General features: G+C 63.2%; 20 protein-coding genes and 2 pseudogenes. 19 read left to right on the plus strand and 3 right to left on the minus strand.

Translation table 11 applies throughout. The features are described 5' to 3' along the window. The 10 genes and pseudogenes from DID99_RS23680 to DID99_RS23720 form a co-directional block, all read left to right on the plus strand. On the plus strand, window positions 1-1,888 hold a 1,888-nt coding region (locus tag DID99_RS23680; RefSeq protein WP_260444699.1), incomplete at its 5' end, for an RHS repeat-associated core domain-containing protein. Beyond that, entirely contained in the window at window positions 1,885-2,310 is a 426-nt protein-coding gene (locus DID99_RS23685; protein WP_124667619.1) for an SMI1/KNR4 family protein, read from the plus strand. The genes DID99_RS23680 and DID99_RS23685, both read left to right, overlap by 4 nt. Continuing rightward, window positions 2,306-2,392, plus strand: a pseudogene (locus DID99_RS23690) (RHS repeat-associated core domain-containing protein); the annotation flags it as partial. The gene DID99_RS23685 and the pseudogene DID99_RS23690, both read left to right, overlap by 5 nt. A 222-nt stretch (window positions 2,393-2,614) precedes the next feature. Continuing rightward, window positions 2,615-2,875 carry a hypothetical protein gene (locus DID99_RS23695; protein WP_124572236.1) on the plus strand — a complete coding sequence of 87 codons (261 nt, stop codon included), beginning with the start codon at window positions 2,615-2,617 and terminating at the stop codon, window positions 2,873-2,875. Window positions 2,876-2,982: 107 nt separating this feature from the next. Then, window positions 2,983-4,776 carry an RHS repeat-associated core domain-containing protein gene (locus tag DID99_RS23700; RefSeq protein WP_409362708.1) on the plus strand — a complete coding sequence of 598 codons (1,794 nt, stop codon included), beginning with the start codon at window positions 2,983-2,985 and terminating at the stop codon, window positions 4,774-4,776. A 9-nt stretch (window positions 4,777-4,785) separates the two neighbouring features. Then, complete coding sequence (locus DID99_RS23705) at window positions 4,786-5,289, plus strand: DUF4265 domain-containing protein (protein WP_124667620.1); 504 nt, start codon at window positions 4,786-4,788, stop codon at window positions 5,287-5,289. Window positions 5,290-5,300: 11 nt separating this feature from the next. After that, window positions 5,301-5,467: pseudogene (locus DID99_RS38515) on the plus strand (sugar-binding protein); the annotation flags it as partial. A 150-nt stretch (window positions 5,468-5,617) separates the two neighbouring features. Next, window positions 5,618-5,878 (plus strand): hypothetical protein, encoded by a 261-nt coding sequence (locus DID99_RS37375; RefSeq protein ID WP_185733812.1) that lies wholly within the window; start codon window positions 5,618-5,620, stop codon window positions 5,876-5,878. Window positions 5,879-6,119: 241 nt separating this feature from the next. Next, complete coding sequence (locus tag DID99_RS23715) at window positions 6,120-6,491, plus strand: hypothetical protein (RefSeq protein WP_124667621.1); 372 nt, start codon at window positions 6,120-6,122, stop codon at window positions 6,489-6,491. A 173-nt stretch (window positions 6,492-6,664) separates the two neighbouring features. Further along, window positions 6,665-6,982, plus strand: a complete 318-nt coding sequence (locus tag DID99_RS23720; RefSeq protein ID WP_124522220.1) for a hypothetical protein — start codon at window positions 6,665-6,667, stop codon at window positions 6,980-6,982. A 96-nt stretch (window positions 6,983-7,078) separates the two neighbouring features. On the opposite strand, the gene icmH is transcribed toward DID99_RS23720, so the two are convergent. The 3 genes from icmH to tssJ all read right to left on the minus strand — a co-directional run bounded on the left by icmH (window position 7,079) and on the right by tssJ (window position 9,918). Continuing rightward, complete coding sequence (gene icmH, locus DID99_RS23725; RefSeq protein WP_044845934.1) at window positions 7,079-7,861, minus strand: type IVB secretion system protein IcmH/DotU; 783 nt, start codon at window positions 7,859-7,861, stop codon at window positions 7,079-7,081. Next, entirely contained in the window at window positions 7,858-9,204 is a 1,347-nt protein-coding gene (gene tssK, locus DID99_RS23730; protein WP_124487867.1) for a type VI secretion system baseplate subunit TssK, read from the minus strand. The genes icmH and tssK overlap by 4 nt, the downstream gene beginning before the upstream one ends. 102 nt (window positions 9,205-9,306) lie before the next feature. Continuing rightward, window positions 9,307-9,918 carry a type VI secretion system lipoprotein TssJ gene (gene tssJ, locus DID99_RS23735; protein ID WP_124667622.1) on the minus strand — a complete coding sequence of 204 codons (612 nt, stop codon included), beginning with the start codon at window positions 9,916-9,918 and terminating at the stop codon, window positions 9,307-9,309. Window positions 9,919-10,296: 378 nt separating this feature from the next. On the opposite strand from tssJ, the gene DID99_RS23740 reads away from it, so the two are divergent. The 9 genes from DID99_RS23740 to tssA all read left to right on the plus strand — a co-directional run bounded on the left by DID99_RS23740 (window position 10,297) and on the right by tssA (window position 20,979). Further along, window positions 10,297-10,938: a M48 family metallopeptidase gene (locus tag DID99_RS23740; RefSeq protein ID WP_124522218.1), complete on the plus strand. Its 642-nt coding sequence runs from the start codon at window positions 10,297-10,299 to the stop codon at window positions 10,936-10,938. 44 nt (window positions 10,939-10,982) lie between these two features. Then, window positions 10,983-11,498 (plus strand): type VI secretion system contractile sheath small subunit, encoded by a 516-nt coding sequence (tssB, locus tag DID99_RS23745; protein WP_124667623.1) that lies wholly within the window; start codon window positions 10,983-10,985, stop codon window positions 11,496-11,498. A gap of 15 nt (window positions 11,499-11,513) precedes the next feature. Continuing rightward, window positions 11,514-13,004: a type VI secretion system contractile sheath large subunit gene (gene tssC, locus DID99_RS23750; protein ID WP_006751237.1), complete on the plus strand. Its 1,491-nt coding sequence runs from the start codon at window positions 11,514-11,516 to the stop codon at window positions 13,002-13,004. A gap of 70 nt (window positions 13,005-13,074) precedes the next feature. After that, entirely contained in the window at window positions 13,075-13,578 is a 504-nt protein-coding gene (locus DID99_RS23755) for a type VI secretion system tube protein Hcp (protein ID WP_006477093.1), read from the plus strand. A 62-nt stretch (window positions 13,579-13,640) separates the two neighbouring features. Further along, on the plus strand, window positions 13,641-14,126 hold the full coding sequence (tssE, locus tag DID99_RS23760; RefSeq protein WP_044845929.1) for a type VI secretion system baseplate subunit TssE: 486 nt from the start codon (window positions 13,641-13,643) through the stop codon (window positions 14,124-14,126). Window positions 14,127-14,203: 77 nt separating this feature from the next. After that, entirely contained in the window at window positions 14,204-16,039 is a 1,836-nt protein-coding gene (gene tssF / locus DID99_RS23765; protein ID WP_124487868.1) for a type VI secretion system baseplate subunit TssF, read from the plus strand. Next, complete coding sequence (gene tssG, locus DID99_RS23770; RefSeq protein WP_124667624.1) at window positions 16,003-17,103, plus strand: type VI secretion system baseplate subunit TssG; 1,101 nt, start codon at window positions 16,003-16,005, stop codon at window positions 17,101-17,103. Before tssF ends, tssG begins: the two co-directional genes overlap by 37 nt. Window positions 17,104-17,143: 40 nt before the next feature. Then, complete coding sequence (gene tssH, locus DID99_RS23775) at window positions 17,144-19,813, plus strand: type VI secretion system ATPase TssH (RefSeq protein ID WP_124667625.1); 2,670 nt, start codon at window positions 17,144-17,146, stop codon at window positions 19,811-19,813. 44 nt (window positions 19,814-19,857) lie between these two features. Beyond that, window positions 19,858-20,979, plus strand: a complete 1,122-nt coding sequence (gene tssA / locus DID99_RS23780) for a type VI secretion system protein TssA (protein ID WP_124487871.1) — start codon at window positions 19,858-19,860, stop codon at window positions 20,977-20,979. The last annotated feature ends 9 nt before the right edge of the window (window positions 20,980-20,988 follow it).

Raw genomic sequence — 20,988 nt, forward strand, 5'->3', positions numbered from 1 at the left:
GGTTGATGAAGCGGGTTGCGTGACGTCGATCGACGTCGACGCAAACGGTCGCCTGATGAAGCGTGTGGCGGGGGAAAGCGAGGAACGGTTTGCCTACGACCGGAGCGGCAGGCTGATCGACGCGGTGAACCGCTACAGCCGCGTGCAGTTCTTCTTCGATCCGGTCGGCAATCTGGTGCGCGAACATCACGCGTACGATCTGTTCGGCGAGCGGCGTAGCTACGTCTGGCACCACGAATACGACGAGCTCGGCAACCGACGACGTACCGTGCGGCCGGATGGGCATGCGGTTGACTGGCTGATGTATGGCTCGGGGCATGTGCACGGGATGCTGCTCGATGGCGAGGAGCGTGTGCAATTCGAGCGCGATGACCTGCATCGCGAGACGGTACGCATGTTGTCGAGCAAGGTCGGACAGCGCACGCATTACGACCCGGCAGGACGCGTACTGCAGCAGACGATCCAGCGGTCGACCTCGCCCGCGCCGCTCGCCGAGCGGCGGTATCGCTATGACGCGGTCGGGCAATTGTCGCGGATCGAGGATAGTCGCAAGGGCGGGACGGATTACCGATACGATCCGGTCGGGCGGCTGATCGAGGCGATCAGTCCGGTCGCGAAGGAGCGGTTTGCGTTCGACCCGGCGAGCAACATCATCGATCCGGTGCGGTCCACCGAAGCGCCGGCCGCCCGTTCGAGCCCGGTGCGGCCGGAAAGCACGTTGCCGGTCGAGGTGCCGAAGGTGCTGGGCAACCTGCTGAAGGCGTATGCGGGGATGCACTTCGAGTACGACGCGCGCGGGAATCTGGTGCGCAAGCGTACGCCTGCGGGGCAGCAGGAATACGAGTGGGACGAGTTCAATCGCTTGCTGTCGGCGCGGGTTGCGGAGGCGTCGCGGCAGAGTCAGTCACGGTATTTCTATGATGCGTTCGGTCGACGGATCGCTAAGGAGGTGAACGGCGAGCGGACGGTGTTCGGGTGGGATGGCGACGCGCTGGCGTACGAGAGCGATGGCGAGCGTGGCACGCACTATCTTTACGAGCCGGGAACGTTTGTGCCGCTGGCGCAGTATGTGGCGGAACCGGTTGAGGGAATCTCGACGCCGGAGTGGAAGAGTACCGACCGCTATGTGCCGGAGGAGGATCCGCTGCAGAAGATGCCGGAGCGGCGGGGTGACGCAGTGCTGTTCTATTACCACTGCGATCAGATCGGGACGCCGCAGTTGCTGACGGATGACGACGGAGACGTCGTGTGGGAAGCGTCGTATAAGGCGTGGGGCGAAGCGCGGGAGGTCGTTGCGCGAGTGTCGAAGGCGGCGGGGATCACGGCGAGGAATCAGTTGCGACTCCAGGGGCAGCAAGGCGATGACGAGACGGGGCTGCACTATAACCGGCATCGGTACTATGATCCGCAAACAGGCCGCTTCGTGTCGAAAGATCCGATCGGGCTTGCTGGGGGGATCAACGTCTATCAATACGCCGATAACCCAACGGGCTGGATAGATCCACTTGGACTCGCGAAGCAATGCGGATGCCCATGCGGCGTTGAGCCGCACGGTAATCAACCGAGTCCCCGACCGTCTGGCTATCAGAGTCACCACATCATCCAGGATCGTTGGGCTAAAGCGAATAAAATCGAGGGGTACAACTATCGTGAAGCTCCTGCGATTCTCATCCCACAAAACCCGATCCACAAAGCGATCAGTGATAGCCAGAACGCGCGTCGCGACGCAATGGCGGCTGCAGGTCAGGACCCTTGGGCTACCAGCATCCAGGATCAGTTTAACTACTCGTCACAAGACATGCGGGCTGCTGGGATCTCGGACGACTGCCGCAAGCGTGCCTTGAAGAAGGCGTACAAATACTTCGACAAACTCGGAGCCATCAAATGACGGACTTCACCGCGTTACTGGGCGTTGGCTTTCGCAGAAGCGCCCCGTCCAACCTTGCAGAAATCGCGAGCCTGGAAACTACGCTAGGCGTCTCGCTCCCACTGGACTATAAGGACTTCCTTGCGTGGTCGGATGGGGGCGAGGGCGAAGTTGGTGACCTCTATCTGTCCATGTGGACCGTCGTGCAGGCCGTCGAACTCAATGCCTTGTACTCGATCACGACGCGCATGGGCAGAGGTTTCGTGGGCATCGGTACGGACGGTGGGGATTACTGCTTTGCTCTGGATCTCCGAAGGGGCGAACGTTTCGTTGTTGTGCCACTCGGTGCGCTAGCTGAGGATGAAGTCAAACCACTGGCTAGCGATCTCGTGTCAGGACTGACCAGCATCCGCGACGGCCGCATCACGGGCAACGATCTATAACCGGCATCGGTACTACGATCCGAGCAGCGGTCGGTTCGTTAGCAAGGACCCGATCGGGCTCGCAGGCGGGATCAACGTCCACTAGTACGGGCCGGATCCGGTGCAGTGGGTTGATCCGTTAGGCCTGGCCCGATCCTGTCAGTGGGGAATACGAACCAACAAGTTCATGCTCACTGCCAATGCAAGTCCAGAAAGCAGGAGATTGTCGTGAATAAGGATGACGCGCAGAGCCACGGGTCGCGCGGGGCGTCTCTGGGCTGACGCGAACAGAGAAAGATGGTTTGCGTGAAAAGGGTTTCGATCTATGACTGATCTCGGTGAAGTGAATATTTTTGGAACCCAGGAAGGCGACGATAGGCCGTTGAGGCTGGATGAGATTTCCATCCTTGCCAAGCCGGAGGTAATTAGGGCTCTTGGTGTATTCCTGATTAATGCGGCTTACGAAATGGACTCCAATGATGCTGAACACGTGCATCTGCAAGATTCGATATCGAACTTTTCGTGTGAGAATCACGTTGACGTGATCGCTATCAATCAAGAAAAAGTAAAGTTGCTTGGGGATTAGTAGTTAAATGCCAGAAGGGCCGCGTGAGCGGCCCTTGCTGTTTGTGTGATGAGTTGAGGCTCGACGAGGAGATTGGCAGCCTTGTTTAGGTTGATGAAGCGGGTTGCGTGACGTCGATCGACGTCGATGCAAACGGTCGCCTGATGAAGCGTGTGGCGGGGGAAAGCGAGGAGCGGTTTGCCTACGACCGGAGCGGCAGGCTGATCGACGCGGTGAACCGGTACAGCCGCGTGCAGTTCTTCTTCGATCCGGTCGGCAATCTGGTGCGCGAACATCACGCGTACGATCTGTTCGGCGAGCGGCGTAGCTACGTCTGGCACCACGAATACGACGAGCTCGGCAACCGACGACGTACCGTGCGGCCGGATGGGCATGCGGTTGACTGGCTGATGTATGGCTCGGGGCATGTGCACGGGATGCTGCTCGATGGCGAGGAGCGTGTGCAATTCGAGCGCGATGACCTGCATCGCGAGACGGTACGCATGTTGTCGAGCAAGGTCGGACAGCGCACGCATTACGACCCGGTAGGACGCGTACTGCAGCAGACGATCCAGCGGTCGACCTCGCCCGCGCCGCTCGCCGAGCGGCGGTATCGCTATGACGCGGCCGGGCAATTGTCGCGGATCGAGGATAGTCGCAAGGGCGGGACGGATTACCGATACGATCCGGTCGGGCGGCTGATCGAGGCAATTAGTCCGGTCGCGAAGGAGCGGTTTGCGTTCGACCCGGCGAGCAACATCATCGATCCGGTGCGGTCCACCGAAGCGCCTGCATCCCGTCCGAGCCCGGTGCGGCCGGAAAGCACGTTGCCGGTCGAGGTGCCGAAGGTGCTGGGCAACCTGCTGAAGGCGTATGCGGGGATGCACTTCGAGTACGACGCGCGCGGGAATCTGGTGCGCAAGCGTACGCCTGCGAGGGAGCAGGAATACGAGTGGGACGAGTTCAATCGCTTGCTGTCGGCGCGGGTTGCGGAGGCGTCGCGGCAGAGTCAGTCACGGTATTTCTATGATGCGTTCGGTCGACGGATTGCTAAGGAGGTGAACGGCGAGCGGACGGTGTTCGGGTGGGATGGCGACGCGCTGGCGTACGAGAGCGATGGCGAGCGTGGCACGCACTATCTTTACGAGCCGGGAACGTTTGTGCCGCTGGCGCAGTATGTGGCGGAACCGGTTGAGGGAATCTCGACGCCGGAGTGGAAGAGTACCGACCGCTATGTGCCGGAGGAGGATCCGCTGCAGAAGATGCCGGAGCGGCGGGGTGGCGCGGCGCTGTTCTATTACCACTGCGATCAGATCGGGACGCCTCAGTTGCTGACGGATGACGACGGAGACGTCGTGTGGGAAGCGTCGTATAAGGCTTGGGGTGAAGCGCGAGATGTGATCGCGCGAGTGTCGAAGGCCGCAGGTGTCGTACCGAAGAACCCGTTGCGATTCCAGGGGCAGCAGGTTGATGATGAGACCGGGCTCGCTTATAACCGATATCGATATTACGACCCAGTAACCGGGAGATTTACCTCAGAGGATCCTATCGGGCTTAATGGGGGCGTCAACATTTACCAATACGCTCCGAATCCCATCGAGTGGGTTGACCCCCTTGGCTTGGCTCGCATTCCGAAATCCGTTAAGGACAAGGTGGCGAAAGAGAATCACGAATTCTTCGGGAAAGAGACATGTGAATGTTGCGGGGTTGAAGTTGTTCCTGGAAAGAAGAGTCAACGAGGGGTCACTCCCCCAACAAACGAGCGCCAATTTGATCATATTGAGCCGGACGTCCTAGGCGGAGCAAATGATGAGGCGAATACGCAAGTTCTGTGCCGAAAGTGTAATAGACGGTTGTGGGATAGAATCAAGGATAATTTCAAGCGACTTAATCGTTTGGGGCGTACGCCGTGTGACAATTGAGGGTGAAATATGCAAGAACTTAGGAAGATTATTTTTCGATTGAAGAAAGATGAGGATGGATATCCTCAAATGGAGTATGAATCTCTGTGGGGAATATTTTCGGGTGATTTATATTATGTTATCGACAATGTGCCATATTATGTCTCTGGCGTGAGCAAAGGGGATACGGTAGCGGTTATGGATGTCGATGGTGAACTGTTTGCAACATCAGTGGTTGCCCGGGGGGGGCATTCAACGCTGCGAGTTTTTGCCGAGGACCCCGACACCAAAGCATCGATCATTTCCGATCTGAAGTCGCTCGGAGCACAATGTTCCGTCACTCGGGGACTTTCTCTCTTTGCGGTTGATATTCCTTCCGATGCTGATTTCGGAAAGATCGACGCGTTGCTCGCATCGCAATCTGACGGTGAGTATGTTGCATATGAGGACGCGTGCTTGCAACACGGGGGCGTCAGCGGCGACCGAGCACTCGAATGTGAGTCGCTAGCATCAGTTCCTCTGCGACTGCATTAAGGATGAGTAGGGCGGGTGAGAAGGAAGGCGAGTGGGACGAGTTCAATCGTTTCTGTCCAAGCGGGTTACCGAGGGGTTGCAGCAGAGTCAGCCACGGTATCTCTAAGATGCGTTTGGTCGCCGCGTTGAGAAGGAGGTGAATGGCGAACGAGCGGTGTTCGGGTGGGATGGGAATTCGACTCTGCCATAGGATGCTCAATATGAGCGGCTTCAATGTGAATATGTTTTACAAGATCGAGGATGTGATCGATCTCGTCAAAAACAAGAAAGATTGGGGCGTGATCTACATGATTTACGTACCGGAGACGTCGACGATTTGCGACCTGGTATGAACGTGTATGTCAGTCATGTCCCCGACTTTGATGACGACGATAACGAGGTGCTGCTTGAATCTGTAGTCACGTTGGAGCTTGAGATTGGCTATATGCGCGAACACTTCCAGGGTGTTGTCGATTTAGCGTACAAGCAGAAGCCAACCGCCTCGTCTGAGGAGGTTATTCGATACGATCCGATCGGGCTTGCTTGGGGGCAGAGGAGGGGGCGCACGGACGCTTTCATGATCACGTCGAGTGAAGAAGGGCAATACTGAGCGGCCAACGCTGTATTTGTACGACATACTGGTGCCGTGAAGCATGCTCTAAAGAGCGAAATAGGCGGGCCTGCGCTATAAGCGACACTGGGACAATGTAGCCTTCAATTCGCTGAAGGCAGCGGGGCTCAGTTCCAAAGCGGCCAAATGCGCCGTCTTTACATGCGCGCGGCTATTTCTCCAGCATCGGCGCAAACGCCGGATCAGACACGGCAGCTCCATCGAAACGAATGAGGCTGAGATGAACCCCCCATTGAATGATCGAGCGTATAAGGTGATCTCTGAATTCCTTGACGCAATCAACTCGATGGACAAAAGGACACTAGAGTCGAAGTTTGGAGTAGCAGAACCGATTCTCGACGAGATATGCGAGTCCCTCAACGATTACTTCGGAAGGAAGCCCAGTATTGGTCTGGCGCCGATCGAACTAGCGTTCTCCGGCAAGAGGGGATCTAGGCCATACATCGATCTCTTCGAAATGGACGGTGGTCAATCCTGGGGCGCCGAATGCGTGCTTTGGATGGATGGGAGGGCCGAGGAGCCTATTTTGCATGTTGAGCTGTGCAAAACTCGCGACGAGCTAAATTTGAAATTCAAGTACATCGGCTCATAGAGAAGTTAGCTGACAGACGATAACCATAGGGTCGCTCCCCCCCCCCCCGCGCATACGAACTTGGCATAATCACGCCTTGCTCGACACGAGCGCCGCTGCGCAGACACGCTTGTGCAACCGCCGCATCTTGGCTCGGGCGTATTGACTCCAGTCCCGTTACCACCGCAATACCCATGTCGACCATCACCGCGACCACCGCGTCGCTGAAACACATTCTCGAACATCCCGGCGATTTTTCCGGTTGGCTCTGTTTGCCGCCGATGCCGTGGACGCTCGATACAGAGGGCGCATTCACCGAAGCCGCCGACGACCCCGAAGCCGCCGCGCCGCCCGCTACCGCACCGCAACCCGGCTGGCGCGTAACGCTGAATAGCGCGACGATCGAGGACATCGTGATCAACGCGCATGACCAGGTCGACGAACCGAGCGTCGCGCAATTGTTCGACGCGTTCGTGTTCTACGTCGACAACGAGGAATTCATTCTGCTCTGACGACGCAAGACGACGCGCCCCACGCACCACAGTAAAAAAGGACCGCCGAGCGGTCCTTTCTTCGCGAAGCGTCAACATCCGAACGAAGCCTGCCCCTCAAGGCAACGAAATCGTCAAATTCGCCGACTCCGGCCCGACCTTGATCACCTGCGAGTAAGGCGCCAACGCCTGCAGCGTCTTGTCCTTGAGATAGGTATTGAGCCCGAGATACCCGAGCAGGGCCACCAGCGCAAACACCGCCCCGATCGCCCAAACCGGCACCTCCCGCTTCAGCCGATGCGCGATCTGATCCGGCAGCGGCCAATGCGGCGCAAATGCCGCCCGCTTGCCCTTCATGTGCGCGATCTCATCCCCCAGCCGCGCGGTCAGATACGCGAGCTTCTCCGGCCCCTCGAGCAGATACTTGCCCTGGAACCCGAGCAGCAGGCACATATGAAACACCTCGAGCGACTGCAACCGCGCCGCGCCTTGCGCGCGACATTCCTCGAGATACTGAAAGAACTTCTCCCCCGCGAGTTGCTCGCCGAACAGCACGAGCTGCAGCGGCCGGCGTTCCCAGTCGGTGCGGATCTTGAACTGCGACGACAGCACCATTTCATCGACCGCCGCGCAATACGCGAACTTCGCGCCATACACGTCCTCGGCCGGGATGTTCAGCTTCTTCGCGCCACGCTCGAAATCCGCCAGAAACTCCTGGATCTTCGTGCTGAACTCGCTCGCGCTGTCCGGCTCGCGGCCGTTCTTGAGCAGGAACAGCATGAAGAACCCGTCGTACAGCAGGTCGAGCAGCGAACGGGCCTGGAACGCGGCGTCGGTCGACGCCGGGGTATGCAGCGGGGCCGGCGCGTTGTCGCCGAACAGGGAAGGCGCGTAGCTCATGATGTGACCGCGATCAGTTCGAATTTCAGGTCATTGATGCCAGTCGGCGCGTAGATCATCGCGGACTGGGCCTGCAGCATGCGCTCGTACAACGCGCCGCGCGAGTCGAGCTGGAAATAGCATGCACCGGGCCGCACCGGAATCGCGGGCGGCACCTGCGGCATGTACGACAGCCGCACGCCGGGCATTGCCGACAGCACGAGCTTGTCGACGTCGTCGGGCGCGCCGACCTTGAAGCGCGCCGGCACCGCATCGATGAGCTCGACGTTCGGCATGTCCGCTGACACCGCGAGATAGAACTCGGTCTTGTCGTCGATCTTGCCCGAATCGAGGCGGCCGAGGTGGAACGACGGACGCACCTCGTCGAGCGTGATCGCGAAGTAGCGCGTCGAGATCACGGTGTCGAGCAGCTCGCGCAGCATCAGGTCGAGACGCGCGAAGCTCGGGCCCGGATCGTCATGGCGATACACGGGCAGGTCGGCGAGCGTGTATCCCTTCGAGAACGTCATCAGCTGCCCCGCGAGGCGCAGCAGTTCCTGGAACAGCCGCTCCGGATGCAGCGCCGCGTGCTGGTGCAGGTGCGCGAGCGTCGCGAACGCGGCGTTCGCCGTGTGCAGCAGCCAGAACGACGCGATGTCGCCCGAGCGGAACTCGATGATGTTCTTCGACGGTTCGCGGTGAAAACCGTACAGCGCGTTCACCTTCGCCTGCAGCGCGTCGACGAGCTGGCGCAGCCGCTGGTGCAGGATCGGCGACGCGTCGATCGCGAGGCACGGCGGCACGAAGCTGTCGTCCATCTCGAAGCCGGACGTCGCGGTGCGGCGCACGCGCACGAGCGGCACCGACAGAAGCTGGTCGCGCGGCTCGCTGTGCGCGATCAGCTTGACCTGCGTCTTCAGGAACGTGATGTCGGCTTCGGCGGCGTCGGTGAAGTTGTCGGCGACGCTCGTCTGCTCGCTGACGAAGCGCGTCATGAAGCCGGCGGCCGGATCGTCGCTGTAGTTGGTGCCGTTCTCGCGCAGCGGGTGCAGCGCGAGGTAGAACACGAATTCGTTGATGCCGTCGGGCAGCGTGTCGAGCGCGATCGGCGGCGGCAGGTCGTCGGCCTGCGGCGCGGCGTAAAGCGCGCCGTCCGGAAACACGAGCGCGAGCTCGGCCACGCGCAGCACGTTGCTGCCGAGCGCATCGCGGTCGATGCGCACCGAGCGCACGCCCCAGTTGTACGGCTGGATCGCCTGGATGGATTCGAACAGGCGCGCCTCGTGGTACGCGTCCTGCCGCTGAAAGTGTTGAGGCCGGAGGAACAGCCCTTCCCCCCACAGCACCTTGGCCGAATAACTCATGTCAAATCCGGTTAATGTCGCGTTGCGATGTAATCGATTTGTTCGTGCCCGAATTAATCGCCATTTTGTTAACTCTTGTTAAATGACATTCGTGCGTCATGTTTAACCGCAGGTCACCGACGAAAGCAAATTCAGCGGTTGCGAAGGCGCACCCTGTTGCGGTGCGATGACAGAGCCGTCGGTGACCGTCATCGCGCAATTATGCAGGCCGATGATTATGCCGGATTTCTCCGACTTTGCCGGGTCGAACGTCAGTTTCCACCGCTGGATTGCGGGATCGCGGAACAGCGCGACGATGCCGAATGCCTGCGCTTCGCGCGACAGCTTTTCGGTTGCCGTATAGCGCTGGCCCGGAATCAGCGTGACTTCACGCACGTTCAGCAGATCGGCGCCCAGCGCGGCCTTTTCCTTGGTCGGATCGGTGAATGCATCGAACGGCGCTTGCTGGAACGAAGTCGGATCCTTCAGCGCGTAAAGCCTGACCACTAACGCGAGCGGCTTGTGATCGTTCGCGGCATTGAGGTTCGGCGCGGCGGCGAGCGTGAGCCCGATGTTGCGCGGCGGTTTCTGGGCATCCGGCACGTCGGGCTTGCCGACGCCGGCGGCCTGCATGACGGCGCTCGCGGCGGAGCCGAGCAGCGGGGCGGCCGCGCATCCGGCCAGGAGCGCGCAGGCAATCAGCGGCAGCGCATAGCGAATCATGGACGATCTCATCGTGCTTACGGCGTGCCGCCTTTAACTCCCCTGTCAAAACTGCCGGGTATTTCCGCGTTCGCCGCGAATCCCCGGCGTATCGGCCGTTCAACTATTAAGCACACGCGCCCGGCAGCGTGCCTTCGGAAATTTTTTCCGTCGTTCGCGCAAAGCGTTGCAGGCCAAGTAAAACTTGCGCATTCCGGTCGATGCGAAAGCCGTCGGCGAGCCGCTGCCAGAGGCGTTTCGAGGGGGTGGCGCACGATTTTAAAAGGAATTACTCTGCACGCAGCGATTGAATTATGAAAAATTGATCGGTACTATACCCGCGCGCTTCTTGCAAAGCAAAAGAACCAGATTCTCAACGATTTTAATACTCACGCGCCGGTGGATATAACGATGAAAGACCGTCTCTTCGCAAAACTTTCTGGGGTAGTGCTGGCTTGCGGCGTGATCGCCGGTTGTGCGAGCCAGCCGCCGGCGCCGCCGTCTGCCGAGGTGTTCAACAAGTCGCTGGCCGATGCGGACGCCGTCGCGAAATCGGGTGACCAGGACAAGGCGCTCGGCCTGTACCAGCAGCTCGCGAAGTCGGATCCGACGCGCGAGGAGCCGTGGTCGCGCATCGCGCAGATCCAGTTTGCCCAGAACCACTACGGCCAGGCGATCGTCGCCGCGCAGGAAGCACTGCAGCGCGATGCGACCGACCGTCAGGCGAAGAGCGTGCTCGCGGTCGCGGGGCTGCGGATCGCGACGCAGTCGCTCGGCGAACTGCGCCAGGATTCGTCGCTCGCGGGCGATGCGAAGTCGGACGCGCAGGCGCTCGCGAAGCAGCTGCGCGACACGCTCGGCGAATCGGCGCTGTTCCCGCCGGAGCAGAAGGCGCAAACGCGCAAGGTCGTGCGTCGCCAGATTCACCGTCCGAAGGCCGGCGCCGGCGCTGCAACCGAGGTCGCCGCCGGTGCTGCCACCACGCCGACGGCGTCGGGCAACACCGCGCCGCAGAAGGGCGGCGCCGATCCGTTCAGCGCACTGCGCAACTGACCGCAACTGACGCGATAACCACAACTAACCTGGGAGCCGTCGAGATGGCCAAGAAAGAAAGCATTCAGAAAAGCTTGCAGAAAATACGGCCGCCGCGCGTCCAGCTGACCTACGAGGTCGAGAAGGGCGACGCGATCGAGGTAAAGGAACTGCCGTTCGTCGTCGGGGTCGTCGGCGATCTGGCGGGCCAGTCGGAAGTCGAGCAGCCGAAGCTGCGCGACCGCAAGTTCGTCAACATCGACCGTGACAACTTCGACGACGTGATGACGGCGATCGAGCCGCGTGCCGCGTTCCAGGTGGAAAACCGCCTGAGCCCGGAAGGCGGCAAGTTCGCGGTCGACCTGAAGTTCCGTTCGCTGTCGGATTTCAACCCGGACGAAGTCGTCGAACAGGTCGAGCCGCTGCGCCGCCTGCTCGAGGCGCGCTCGAAGCTCGCCGACCTGCGCAACAAGCTCGCCGGCAACGACAAGCTCGAGGACCTGCTGTCCGAAGTGCTGAAGAACACGCAGCAGCTGCAGGAGCTCGCGAAGGGCACCGGCGGCGACAAAGACGGCGAATGACGACGGAGTGTTGAGATGAACCAGCAAACGGCTGCGGCCCAAGCGAGCGGCGCGGAATACGCCGCCGGGACTTCGCTGCTCGACGACATCGTCGAGAAGAGCAAGGTCGCGAAATCCGATTCCGAGCATGCACGTGCGAAGGACCTGATCGGCGAACTCGTGCACCAGGTGCTCGACGGCACGGTGATCGTGTCGGACAACCTGTCGGCGACGATCGACGCGCGCGTCGCGGAACTCGATCGCCTGATCTCCACGCAGCTGTCCGCGGTGATGCACGCGCCGGAATTCCAGCGCCTCGAAAGCACGTGGCGCGGGATGGATTACCTGGTCAAGGAAAGCAACACCGGCCAGACGATCAAGATCAAGGCGCTGCACGCACCGAAGCGCGACCTCGTGCGCGACTTCAAGGGCGCGAGCGAGTTCGACCAGAGCGCGCTGTTCAAGAAGGTCTACGAAGAAGAGTTCGGCACGTTCGGCGGCTCGCCGTTCGGTGCGCTGATCGGCGATTACGAGATCTCGCGCCAGCCGGAAGACATGTACTTCATCGAGCAGATGTCGCACGTCGCGGCGGCCGCGCACGCGCCGTTCATCGCGTCGGCGTCGCCCGAGCTGCTCGGCCTCGAGTCGTTCTCCGACCTTGGCAAGCCGCGCGATCTCGGCAAGGTGTTCGACACGGTCGAATACGCGAAGTGGAAGTCGTTCCGCGATTCGGAAGACTCGCGCTACGTCGGCCTCACGCTGCCGCGCTTCCTCGGCCGCCTGCCGTTCAATCCGAAGGACGGCCAGACGGCGGAGAACTTCAACTTCGTCGAGGACGTCGACGGCACCGAGCACGACAAGTACCTGTGGTGCAACGCGGCGTGGGCCTTCGCGGCACGCCTGACGGCCGCGTTCGACGACTTCGGCTGGTGCGCGGCGATCCGCGGTGTCGAGGGCGGCGGCCTCGTCGAGGACCTGCCGACCCACACGTTCAAGACCGACGACGGTGAAGTCGCGCTGAAGTGCCCGACCGAAATCGCGATCACCGATCGCCGCGAGAAGGAGCTGAGCGACCTCGGCTTCATCCCGCTCGTGCATTGCAAGAACTCGGATTACGCTGCGTTCTTCGCCGCGCAATCGGTGCAGAAACCGAAAAAATACAGCACCGACAGCGCGAATGCGAACGCCGTCCTGTCCGCCCAGCTTCAGTACATCTTCTCGGTATCGCGCGTCGCGCACTACCTGAAGGCGATGATGCGGGACAAGATCGGCAGCTTCGCATCGGCGCAGAACGTAGAGACTTTCCTCAACCGGTGGATTTCGCAGTACGTCCTGCTCGACGACAACGCGTCGCAGGAACAGAAGGCGCAATTTCCGCTGCGCGAGGCATCCATACAAGTGTCGGAGATTCCGGGCAAGCCGGGCTCGTATCGTTCGGTCGCGTTCCTGCGTCCGCACTTTCAGCTCGACGAACTCTCGATTTCTCTGCGACTTGTCGCTGATCTGCCCAAACCGGCAAATTCATAAGCGAGTAGATCGCCCGGGCGGGCCGCCTGGGTAGGACGTTAAAACCACCTCTTTGGGGAGTCGAAGGGCCATGTTACATATGCACTTGCAGTTTGGTAGTCCGGCGGTGAAGGGTGAATCCGCGGACAAGGACCATCAAGGCTGGATCGAGCTGAAATCGTGGGATCACTCGATCGTTCAGCCGCGTTCGGCAACGGCATCGACCGCAGGCGGTCACACGATGACGCGCTGCGAGCACGGCGACATGATTTTCACGAAGGAAATCGATTCGTCGAGCCCGCTGCTGTATCAGCACGCGTCGGGCGGCACCACGTTCGATGAAGTGACGGTCCATTTCTCGCGCGCGGACGGTGAAGGCAAGCGCGTGCAGTATCTGGAAGTGAAGCTCAAGTACGTGATCATCTCGAGCATCGCACCGAGCGTTCGCGAAGAAGGTCTGCCGCTCGAGACGTTCTCGCTGAAGTACGCGGCCGTGCAGTGGAAGCAGACCCAGCAGAAGATCGGCGGCAACCAGGGCGGCAACACGCAAGGCGCCTGGAGCCTGACGAAGAACGACAAGACCTACGCGGTCTAAGGTCGGTTGCGGCAACGGGGCGCTCGGCGTCCCGTTGCCGTTTTCGCTGTGCACGCCGGCCGATGAAAAGATTCGAACCCAGTTTTCTCGACAAGCTGTTCGACGACGAACCGCATCTGCCGGCCTCGGCCGCGATGCGGCAATTGTCGCTGGACGAGCTCAAGAACACGGTCGCCCGCGACGTCGAGGCGATCCTCAACACCCGTATCGCGCACACCGAAATCGAGCTGGCCGCGCTGCCGGAATGCCAGAAGTCGGTGCTGACCTACGGGCTGAACGATTTCGCGGGGCTGAGCCTCGCGAGTCACTACGACCGCGCGTTCATCTGCAAGTCGATCCAGCAGGCCATCGCGCGCCACGAGCCGCGGCTGCAGCAGGTGCAGGTGACGTTCGAACTGAACGAGCAATCGACCAACGCGCTTTACTTCGCGATCCAGGCGCTGCTCGTCGTGCACCCGGCCGAGGAGCCGGTGAGTTTCGATGCGATGCTGCAGCCGTCGACGCTGCAGTATTCGGTCACGCGCGCACGCGCGGCCAGAATGCTGTGAATCGAGCTGCCGAGCGGGCCGGACCGCCCGGTGGTGGATCAGGGTCCGGCAGGAAATATTGAGGTTCGGGGTCGTCGATGGAAGAATTGCTGCCGTATTACGAGCGCGAATTATCGTTTTTGCGGCGCTATTCGCGAGATTTCGCCGAGCGCTATCCGAAGATCGCCGCGCGGCTCGCGTTGTCGGGCGAGCACTGCGAGGATCCGCACGTCGAGCGGATGATCGAGTCGTTCGCGCTGCTCGGCGCGCGCATCAACAAGAAGCTCGACGACGACTACCCGGAATTCACCGAAGCGCTGCTGGAAGTGCTGTATCCGCACTACCTGCGGCCGTTCCCGTCGTGCTCGATCGCGCAGTTCACGCCGGCGTCGCCCGGCCAGCAGACCGAACCGGTCGTGATCGACCGCGGCACCGAGCTGAAGAGCCGCCCGATCCGCGGCGTGCAGTGCCGGTTCCGCACCGCGTACGACGTGACGCTCGCGCCGATCCGCATCTCGGAGGCGCGCTACACGCCGGTCGCGCTCGCACCGAGCGCGACCGTGCTGCCGTCCAACGCGACGGGCGTGATCTCGATCACGTTCGAGTCGCTCGCCGCGCAGCTCGATCTCGGCGCGCTGAAGCTGCCGACGCTGCGCGCGCACCTGCACGGCGAGCAGTCGTTCGTCGCCGCGCTGACCGACTGCCTGTTCGTCAACGTGCTCGGCGCGTACGTCGAGCCCGAGCGCAACGGCCGCTGGACCGCGCTGCGCAAGCTGCCGATCGCGCACGCCGGCTTCGACGAGGACGACGCGCTGATCGACTACCCGGCGAAGTCGCACCCCGCGTATCGCCTGCTCACCGAATACTTCGCGTTCCCCGACAAGTTCGATTTCGTCGATTTCGATCTTGCGGCGATCGCGCGCGCGTCGGGCCGCTGCCAGCGCGCGACGCTGCATCTGGTGCTGCAGGACGTGCGCAGCGATTCGCACGTCGCGCGGCTGCTCGAGCTGCTGACGGCCAGCCATTTCCGGCTGTTCTGCACGCCGATCGTCAACCTGTTCCGCCAGCACGGCGAGCCGATCCGCATCACGCACCGCGCGGTGTCGTATCCGGTGATCGCCGAAGCGCGCCGCGCGTTCGCGTACGAGGTGTACTCGATCGATTCGGTGAAGCTCGTCCGGCAGCAGGCGCATGAAGAATCGGTGATCGAGTTCCGGCCGTTCTATTCGCTGCATCACGGCGAATCGGCACGGATCGGTCACTACTGGTTCGCGCGCCGCAACGACTGGGTCGCGCAGAAAAGCCCCGGCTACGAAACCGAGATCTCGATCGTCGACATCGACTTCGAGCCGACCTCGCCGCAGACCGACACGCTGAGCCTCGATCTCACCTGCACGAACCGCGACCTGCCGGCGATGCTCGCCTTCGGCCTCGAAGGCGGCGACCTGTTCCAGGAAGGCGGCGCGCAGACGAGCGGCATCTCGATGCTGCGCCGCCCGACGCAGAGCGTGCGCTTCGAGCGCGGCCGCGCCGCGCACTGGCGGCTCGTGTCGCATCTCGCGCTGAACCACGTGTCGCTGGTCGCGCACGGGCTCGCGCCGCTCAAGGAAATGCTGACGCTGTACGACCTGCGGCGCACCGCCGTGTCGATGCGCCAGATCGACGGCCTCGCCGGCGTCGAGCAGCGCGGCGCCGTGCAGTGGCTGCCCGGCAAGCCGTTCGCGACCTTCGTGCGCGGCATCGAGATCCGCCTGACGATCGACGAGGAGCACTTCGTCGGCGCGAGCCTCGCGTCGTTCGTACGCGTGCTCGACAGCTTCTTCGGGCTGTACGTCCATCTCAACAGTTTCGTTCAACTAGTCGTGGTGTCGAAGCGCACCGGCGAGGAGATCATTCGATGCAAGCCCCGCACCGGCGAATCGATCCTGGCGTAGTCGACGCGCTGCTCGACGAGCCGCACCGCTTCGAGTTCTTCCAGGCGGTGCGCGTGCTCGAAGGGCTATTCGCGCGGCAGGCGTCCGATGCCCCCGGCGCGTGGCGGCAGGGCGACGTCGTCGCGCAGCGCATCGAATTCCGCAACACGCTGTCGCTCGGCTTTCCGCCGAGCGAGATCGAAGGCGCCCGCTCGTTCGACGACGACGGCACGCTGCTCGACTCGGGCGAGGATCGCGGCGCCGCGCTCGCGGCCGGCGAGCTCGGTCACGTCGAACTGACACCCGCATTCTTCGGGCTGCTCGGCGGGCAGGGCGCGCTGCCGCTGCACTACACCGAGCAGATCGTCGCGCGCGAGCACCTGAAGCGCGACCACGCGGCGCGCGCCTTCTTCGACGTGTTCTCGAACCGCGCGACCGCGCTGTTCTACGCGGCGTGGAAGAAATACCGGCTGCCGTTCCATTACGAACTCGACCGCGACGAGCGCTACCTGCCGCTCCTGCTCGCGATCGCCGGCGTGCCGAGCGACGAGGTGCGCGACAGCCTCGCGGCCGGCGCGGGCGGCGTGCTCGACGAGGCCGTCGCCGGCTACGCGCTCGCCGCGCGGCACCGGCCGATGTCGGCCGCCTACCTGCAGCGCACGCTGTCCGATTACTTCCGCGTGCCGGTGAAGATCGACCAGTTCGTCGGCAAGTGGTACGACGTGCCGCCCGACCAGCTGAGCGTGCTCGGCGAGGTCAACGCGGTGCTCGGCGCGACGGCGCTCGTCGGCGAACGCGTATGGCAGCGCGACATGCGCGCGCGGATCGTCGTCGGCCCGCTGTCCAAGCGCGACTACGAGGCGTTCCTGCCCGGCGGCGCGCAGGCCGTCGCGCTCGAGCGGATGCTGACGCTGCTCGCCGGCGTCACGCTCGAATACGAGGTGAAGCTCGTGCTGAAACGCACCGAGGTCGGCGCGAGCGTGCTCGGCGCGGGCTCGCGGCTCGGCTGGGATGCGTTCCTCTGCACCCGCGACGCAGCCGACGACCGCTCGGACGCCCGCTATGAACTGCACGTGATTCACTGATTCCGAACGACAACAAACAATCGAACCTGAGATCGACGCCATGAGCACGCCTCTGAAGACCCTGATCACGAAACTGAACCCGCTGTGCCGGCACGCGACCGAGCGCGCGGCGAGCGCGTGCCTGGCGCGCGGCCATTACGAGGTCGATCTGGAGCATCTGTTTCTCGCGCTGCTCGACCAGGCGACGGGCGACCTGCCGCTCGCGTTGCGCGCGAGCCGCGTCGATCCGCATGCGCTGCGCGCCGATCTCGAGCGCGAACTCACGCGCCTGAAGACGGGCAACACGCGCACGCCGGTGTTTTCCGTGCACCTGATCGCGCTGTTCGAACAGGCCTGGTTGATCGCGTCGCTCGATTCGCAGCTCGGCCGCATCCGTTCGGGGCATCTGCTGCTCGCGCTGCTGACTGCGCCCGATCTCGCGCAGTTCGCGCAGCGCATGTCGTCGCAGTTCGCGGAAATGAACGTGACGGACCTGAAGCACAAGTTCGACGAGATCATGGCCGGTTCGAGCGAAGCCGAGCCGCGCCAGGCGGATGCGGAAGGCAGCGACGTCGCGCCGGCCGCCGACGGCGCCGCGCCCGCGGCCGGCCCGTCGAAGACACCCGCGCTCGACACGTACACGACCAACCTCACGCAGCGCGCGCGTGACGGCAAGATCGATCCGGTGATCGGCCGCGAAGCCGAGATTCGCCAGGCGATCGACATCCTGATGCGTCGTCGCCAGAACAACCCGATCATGACCGGCGAGGCCGGCGTCGGCAAAACGGCGGTCGTCGAGGGTCTCGCGCTGCGGATCGCGGCCGACGACGTGCCGCCGCCGCTGCGCGGCGTCGCGCTGCACGTGCTGGACATGGGCCTGCTGCAGGCCGGCGCGAGCGTGAAGGGCGAGTTCGAGAACCGCCTGAAGAGCGTGATCGACGAGGTGAAGAAGAGCGCGCACCCGATCATCCTGTTCATCGACGAGGCACACACGATCATCGGCGCGGGCGGCCAGGCCGGCCAGAACGACGCGGCGAACCTGCTGAAACCGGCGCTCGCGCGCGGCGAGCTGCGCACGATCGCCGCGACGACCTGGAGCGAATACAAGAAGTACTTCGAGAAGGATGCGGCGCTCGCGCGGCGCTTCCAGGTCGTGAAGGTCGAGGAGCCGAGCGAGCCGCTCGCAGCCGCGATGCTGCGCGGGATGTCCGGGTTGATGGAGAAGCACTTCAACGTGCGGATCCTCGACGACGCGATCACCGAGGCCGTGCGCCTGTCGCATCGCTACATCAGTGGCCGCCAGCTGCCGGACAAGGCGATCAGCGTGCTCGACACCGCGTGCGCGAAGGTCGCGCTCGCGCACAGCGCGACGCCCGCGGCGATCGACGACACGAAGAAGCGCATCGAGCGCATCGACGCGGAAATCGCGTCGCTGGAGCGCGAGGCGGCGGGCGGCGCCGCGCACGACGAGCGCCTGGGCGAGCTGCGCGGCGCGCGCGACACGGCGCTCGCGCAATTGACCGACGACGAGGCGCGCTATGAAGCCGAGCGCGCGATCGTCGTCGAGATCACCGAACTGCGCGACACGCTCGACCGGGCGCGCGGTCCGTCGGAAGACGGCGAGCCGGTCGACGTGCCGGCCACGCGCGAGAAGCTGGCCGAACGCGTCGCGGCGCTGCACGCGCTGCAGGGCGGCGAGCCGATGGTGCCGCTGCAGGTCGACGGTCACGTCGTCGCCGAGATCGTCGCCGCGTGGACGGGCATTCCGCTCGGCCGGATGGTGAAGGACGAGATCGACACCGTGCTGAACCTGCAGCCGCTGCTGACCGCGCGCGTGATCGGCCAGGACCATGCGCTCGATGCGATCGCGCAGCGCGTGCGCACGGCGACCGCGAACCTCGAGGATCCGAACAAGCCGCGCGGCGTGTTCATGTTCGTCGGGCCGTCGGGCGTCGGCAAGACCGAGACGGCGCTCGCGCTGGCCGACATCCTGTACGGCGGCGAGCGCAAGATGGTCACGATCAACATGAGCGAGTACCAGGAAGCGCACAGCGTGTCGGGCCTGAAGGGCTCGCCGCCGGGCTACGTCGGCTACGGCGAGGGCGGCGTGCTGACCGAGGCCGTGCGCCGCAACCCGTATTCCGTCGTGCTGCTCGACGAGGTCGAGAAGGCGCACCCGGACGTGCTCGAGATGTTCTTCCAGGTGTTCGACAAGGGCACGATGGACGACGCCGAAGGGCGCGAGATCGACTTCCGCAATACGCTGATCATCCTGACGTCGAACGTCGGATCGGCCGCGGTGATGCAGGCGTGCCTGAACAAGCCGGCCGAGGAACTGCCCGATCCGGACGCACTCGCCGAGGCGCTGCGCCCGCAGCTGTACAAGACGTTCAAGCCCGCGTTCCTCGGCCGGATGAAGGTCGTGCCGTACTACCCGATTTCCGACGACGTGCTGGCCGAGATCATCGAGCTGAAGCTCGAACGGATCCGTCGCCGCATCGAAGCGAACCACAAGGCCGCGTTCGAGTGGGATGAATCGCTCGTCGACGCGGTGCTCGCGCGCTGCACCGAGGTTGATTCGGGCGCCCGCAACGTCGACCATATTTTGAACGGCACGCTGCTGCCGGAGATCGCGGGCCACGTGCTCGGCCGGATCGCCGACGGTGCGGCCATCGCGCGCATCGCCGTGCGCGCGGACGAGGCCGGCGAATTCGCCTATACGGTCGAATGAGCCTCCGCACGCGACATCTCATGCATCAACGGATTCACTGAACCATGCCGATCAATCTCCCCGAGCTGCTGACGCCGATCAGCGATGCATCGCCCAGCGGCGACGACCTGCTGTTCTCGAACGAATTCGACGCGATCCAGGACGCGCGGCGCTACGACGATCCGACGCTCGACCAGGGCGAGTGGGTGACCGAGATCAAGGAGGCCGACTGGGGCTTCGTCGTCGATCACGCGGGCGCGCTGCTGCGCACGCGCACCAAGGACCTGCGGCTCGCCGTGTGGCTGACCGAGGCGCTCGCGCTGGAGGACGGCATCACCGGCCTCACCGAAGGCTATGCGCTGCTGGAAGGCCTGTGCCGCGACTACTGGGACACCGTGCATCCGCTGCCGGAAGGCGACGACGTCGAATACCGGCTCGGCAACGTCGCGTGGCTGTCCGGCCGCACGGCCGAGCTGCTGCGCGGCATTCCGGTGACCGACGGCGCATCGAACGCGTTCACCACGCTCGACTGGGAAGTCGCGCAGCATGTGGCGCAGGCCGTGAAGCGCGATCCGGAACATGCGGACGACATCGCGCGCGGCAAGCCGTCGGTCGAGCAGGTCGATGCGTCGCGGCGCGTGACGTCGATCGCGTTCTACACGACGCTGCTCGCGAACCTGAAGGCGTTCGAAATCTCGCTCGACGCGTTCGAGGAGCGGCTCGTCGAACGCGCCGGCGATTCGGCGCCGAGCTTCCGGCAGACGCGCGACGCGTTCGAGACCGTGTACCGGCTCGTCGAGCGCTTCGCGCGCGAGCAGGGTTATACGGGCAGCGCGCCGCATGCACCGTCGGCGCCGCAGGCGCAGCCCGAGCGCATCGAGCCGAGCTTCGGCGACGCGTTCCACACCGAGGAGACCCATGTGCAGTCGCAGACCGCTCCGCGTCCGCCGGTGACGCAAATGATCGCCGGCATCCAGAACCGTGCACAGGCCGTCGACCAGCTTCGCGCGGTCGCGCGCTACTTCCGCCAGACCGAGCCGCACAGCCCGGTCGCGTATCTCGCGGACAAGGCCGCCGAATGGGCCGACATGCCGCTGCACAAGTGGCTCGAGAGCGTCGTGAAGGACGACGGGTCGCTGTCGCACATCCGCGAGCTGCTGGGGGTGAGGCCCGACGAGCAGTCGTGAGCCGCCGCT

The organism is Burkholderia sp. Bp8986 (genome assembly GCF_003854225.1).
Lineage (GTDB): Bacteria > Pseudomonadota > Gammaproteobacteria > Burkholderiales > Burkholderiaceae > Burkholderia.

Bases quoted from the DNA above. Each gene is read 5' to 3' on its own strand.
- DID99_RS23685 (WP_124667619.1), top strand. From the start codon at position 1,885: ATGACGGACTTCACCGCGTTACTGGGCGTTGGCTTTCGCAGAAGCGCC.
- DID99_RS23695 (WP_124572236.1), top strand. From the start codon at position 2,615: ATGACTGATCTCGGTGAAGTGAATATTTTTGGAACCCAGGAAGGCGAC.
- DID99_RS23705 (WP_124667620.1), top strand. From the start codon at position 4,786: ATGCAAGAACTTAGGAAGATTATTTTTCGATTGAAGAAAGATGAGGAT.
- DID99_RS37375 (WP_185733812.1), top strand. From the start codon at position 5,618: ATGAACGTGTATGTCAGTCATGTCCCCGACTTTGATGACGACGATAAC.
- DID99_RS23715 (WP_124667621.1), top strand. From the start codon at position 6,120: ATGAACCCCCCATTGAATGATCGAGCGTATAAGGTGATCTCTGAATTC.
- DID99_RS23720 (WP_124522220.1), top strand. From the start codon at position 6,665: ATGTCGACCATCACCGCGACCACCGCGTCGCTGAAACACATTCTCGAA.
- icmH (WP_044845934.1), bottom strand. From the start codon at position 7,861: ATGAGCTACGCGCCTTCCCTGTTCGGCGACAACGCGCCGGCCCCGCTG.
- tssK (WP_124487867.1), bottom strand. From the start codon at position 9,204: ATGAGTTATTCGGCCAAGGTGCTGTGGGGGGAAGGGCTGTTCCTCCGG.
- tssJ (WP_124667622.1), bottom strand. From the start codon at position 9,918: ATGAGATCGTCCATGATTCGCTATGCGCTGCCGCTGATTGCCTGCGCG.
- DID99_RS23740 (WP_124522218.1), top strand. From the start codon at position 10,297: ATGAAAGACCGTCTCTTCGCAAAACTTTCTGGGGTAGTGCTGGCTTGC.
- tssB (WP_124667623.1), top strand. From the start codon at position 10,983: ATGGCCAAGAAAGAAAGCATTCAGAAAAGCTTGCAGAAAATACGGCCG.
- tssC (WP_006751237.1), top strand. From the start codon at position 11,514: ATGAACCAGCAAACGGCTGCGGCCCAAGCGAGCGGCGCGGAATACGCC.
- DID99_RS23755 (WP_006477093.1), top strand. From the start codon at position 13,075: ATGTTACATATGCACTTGCAGTTTGGTAGTCCGGCGGTGAAGGGTGAA.
- tssE (WP_044845929.1), top strand. From the start codon at position 13,641: ATGAAAAGATTCGAACCCAGTTTTCTCGACAAGCTGTTCGACGACGAA.
- tssF (WP_124487868.1), top strand. From the start codon at position 14,204: ATGGAAGAATTGCTGCCGTATTACGAGCGCGAATTATCGTTTTTGCGG.
- tssG (WP_124667624.1), top strand. From the start codon at position 16,003: ATGCAAGCCCCGCACCGGCGAATCGATCCTGGCGTAGTCGACGCGCTG.
- tssH (WP_124667625.1), top strand. From the start codon at position 17,144: ATGAGCACGCCTCTGAAGACCCTGATCACGAAACTGAACCCGCTGTGC.
- tssA (WP_124487871.1), top strand. From the start codon at position 19,858: ATGCCGATCAATCTCCCCGAGCTGCTGACGCCGATCAGCGATGCATCG.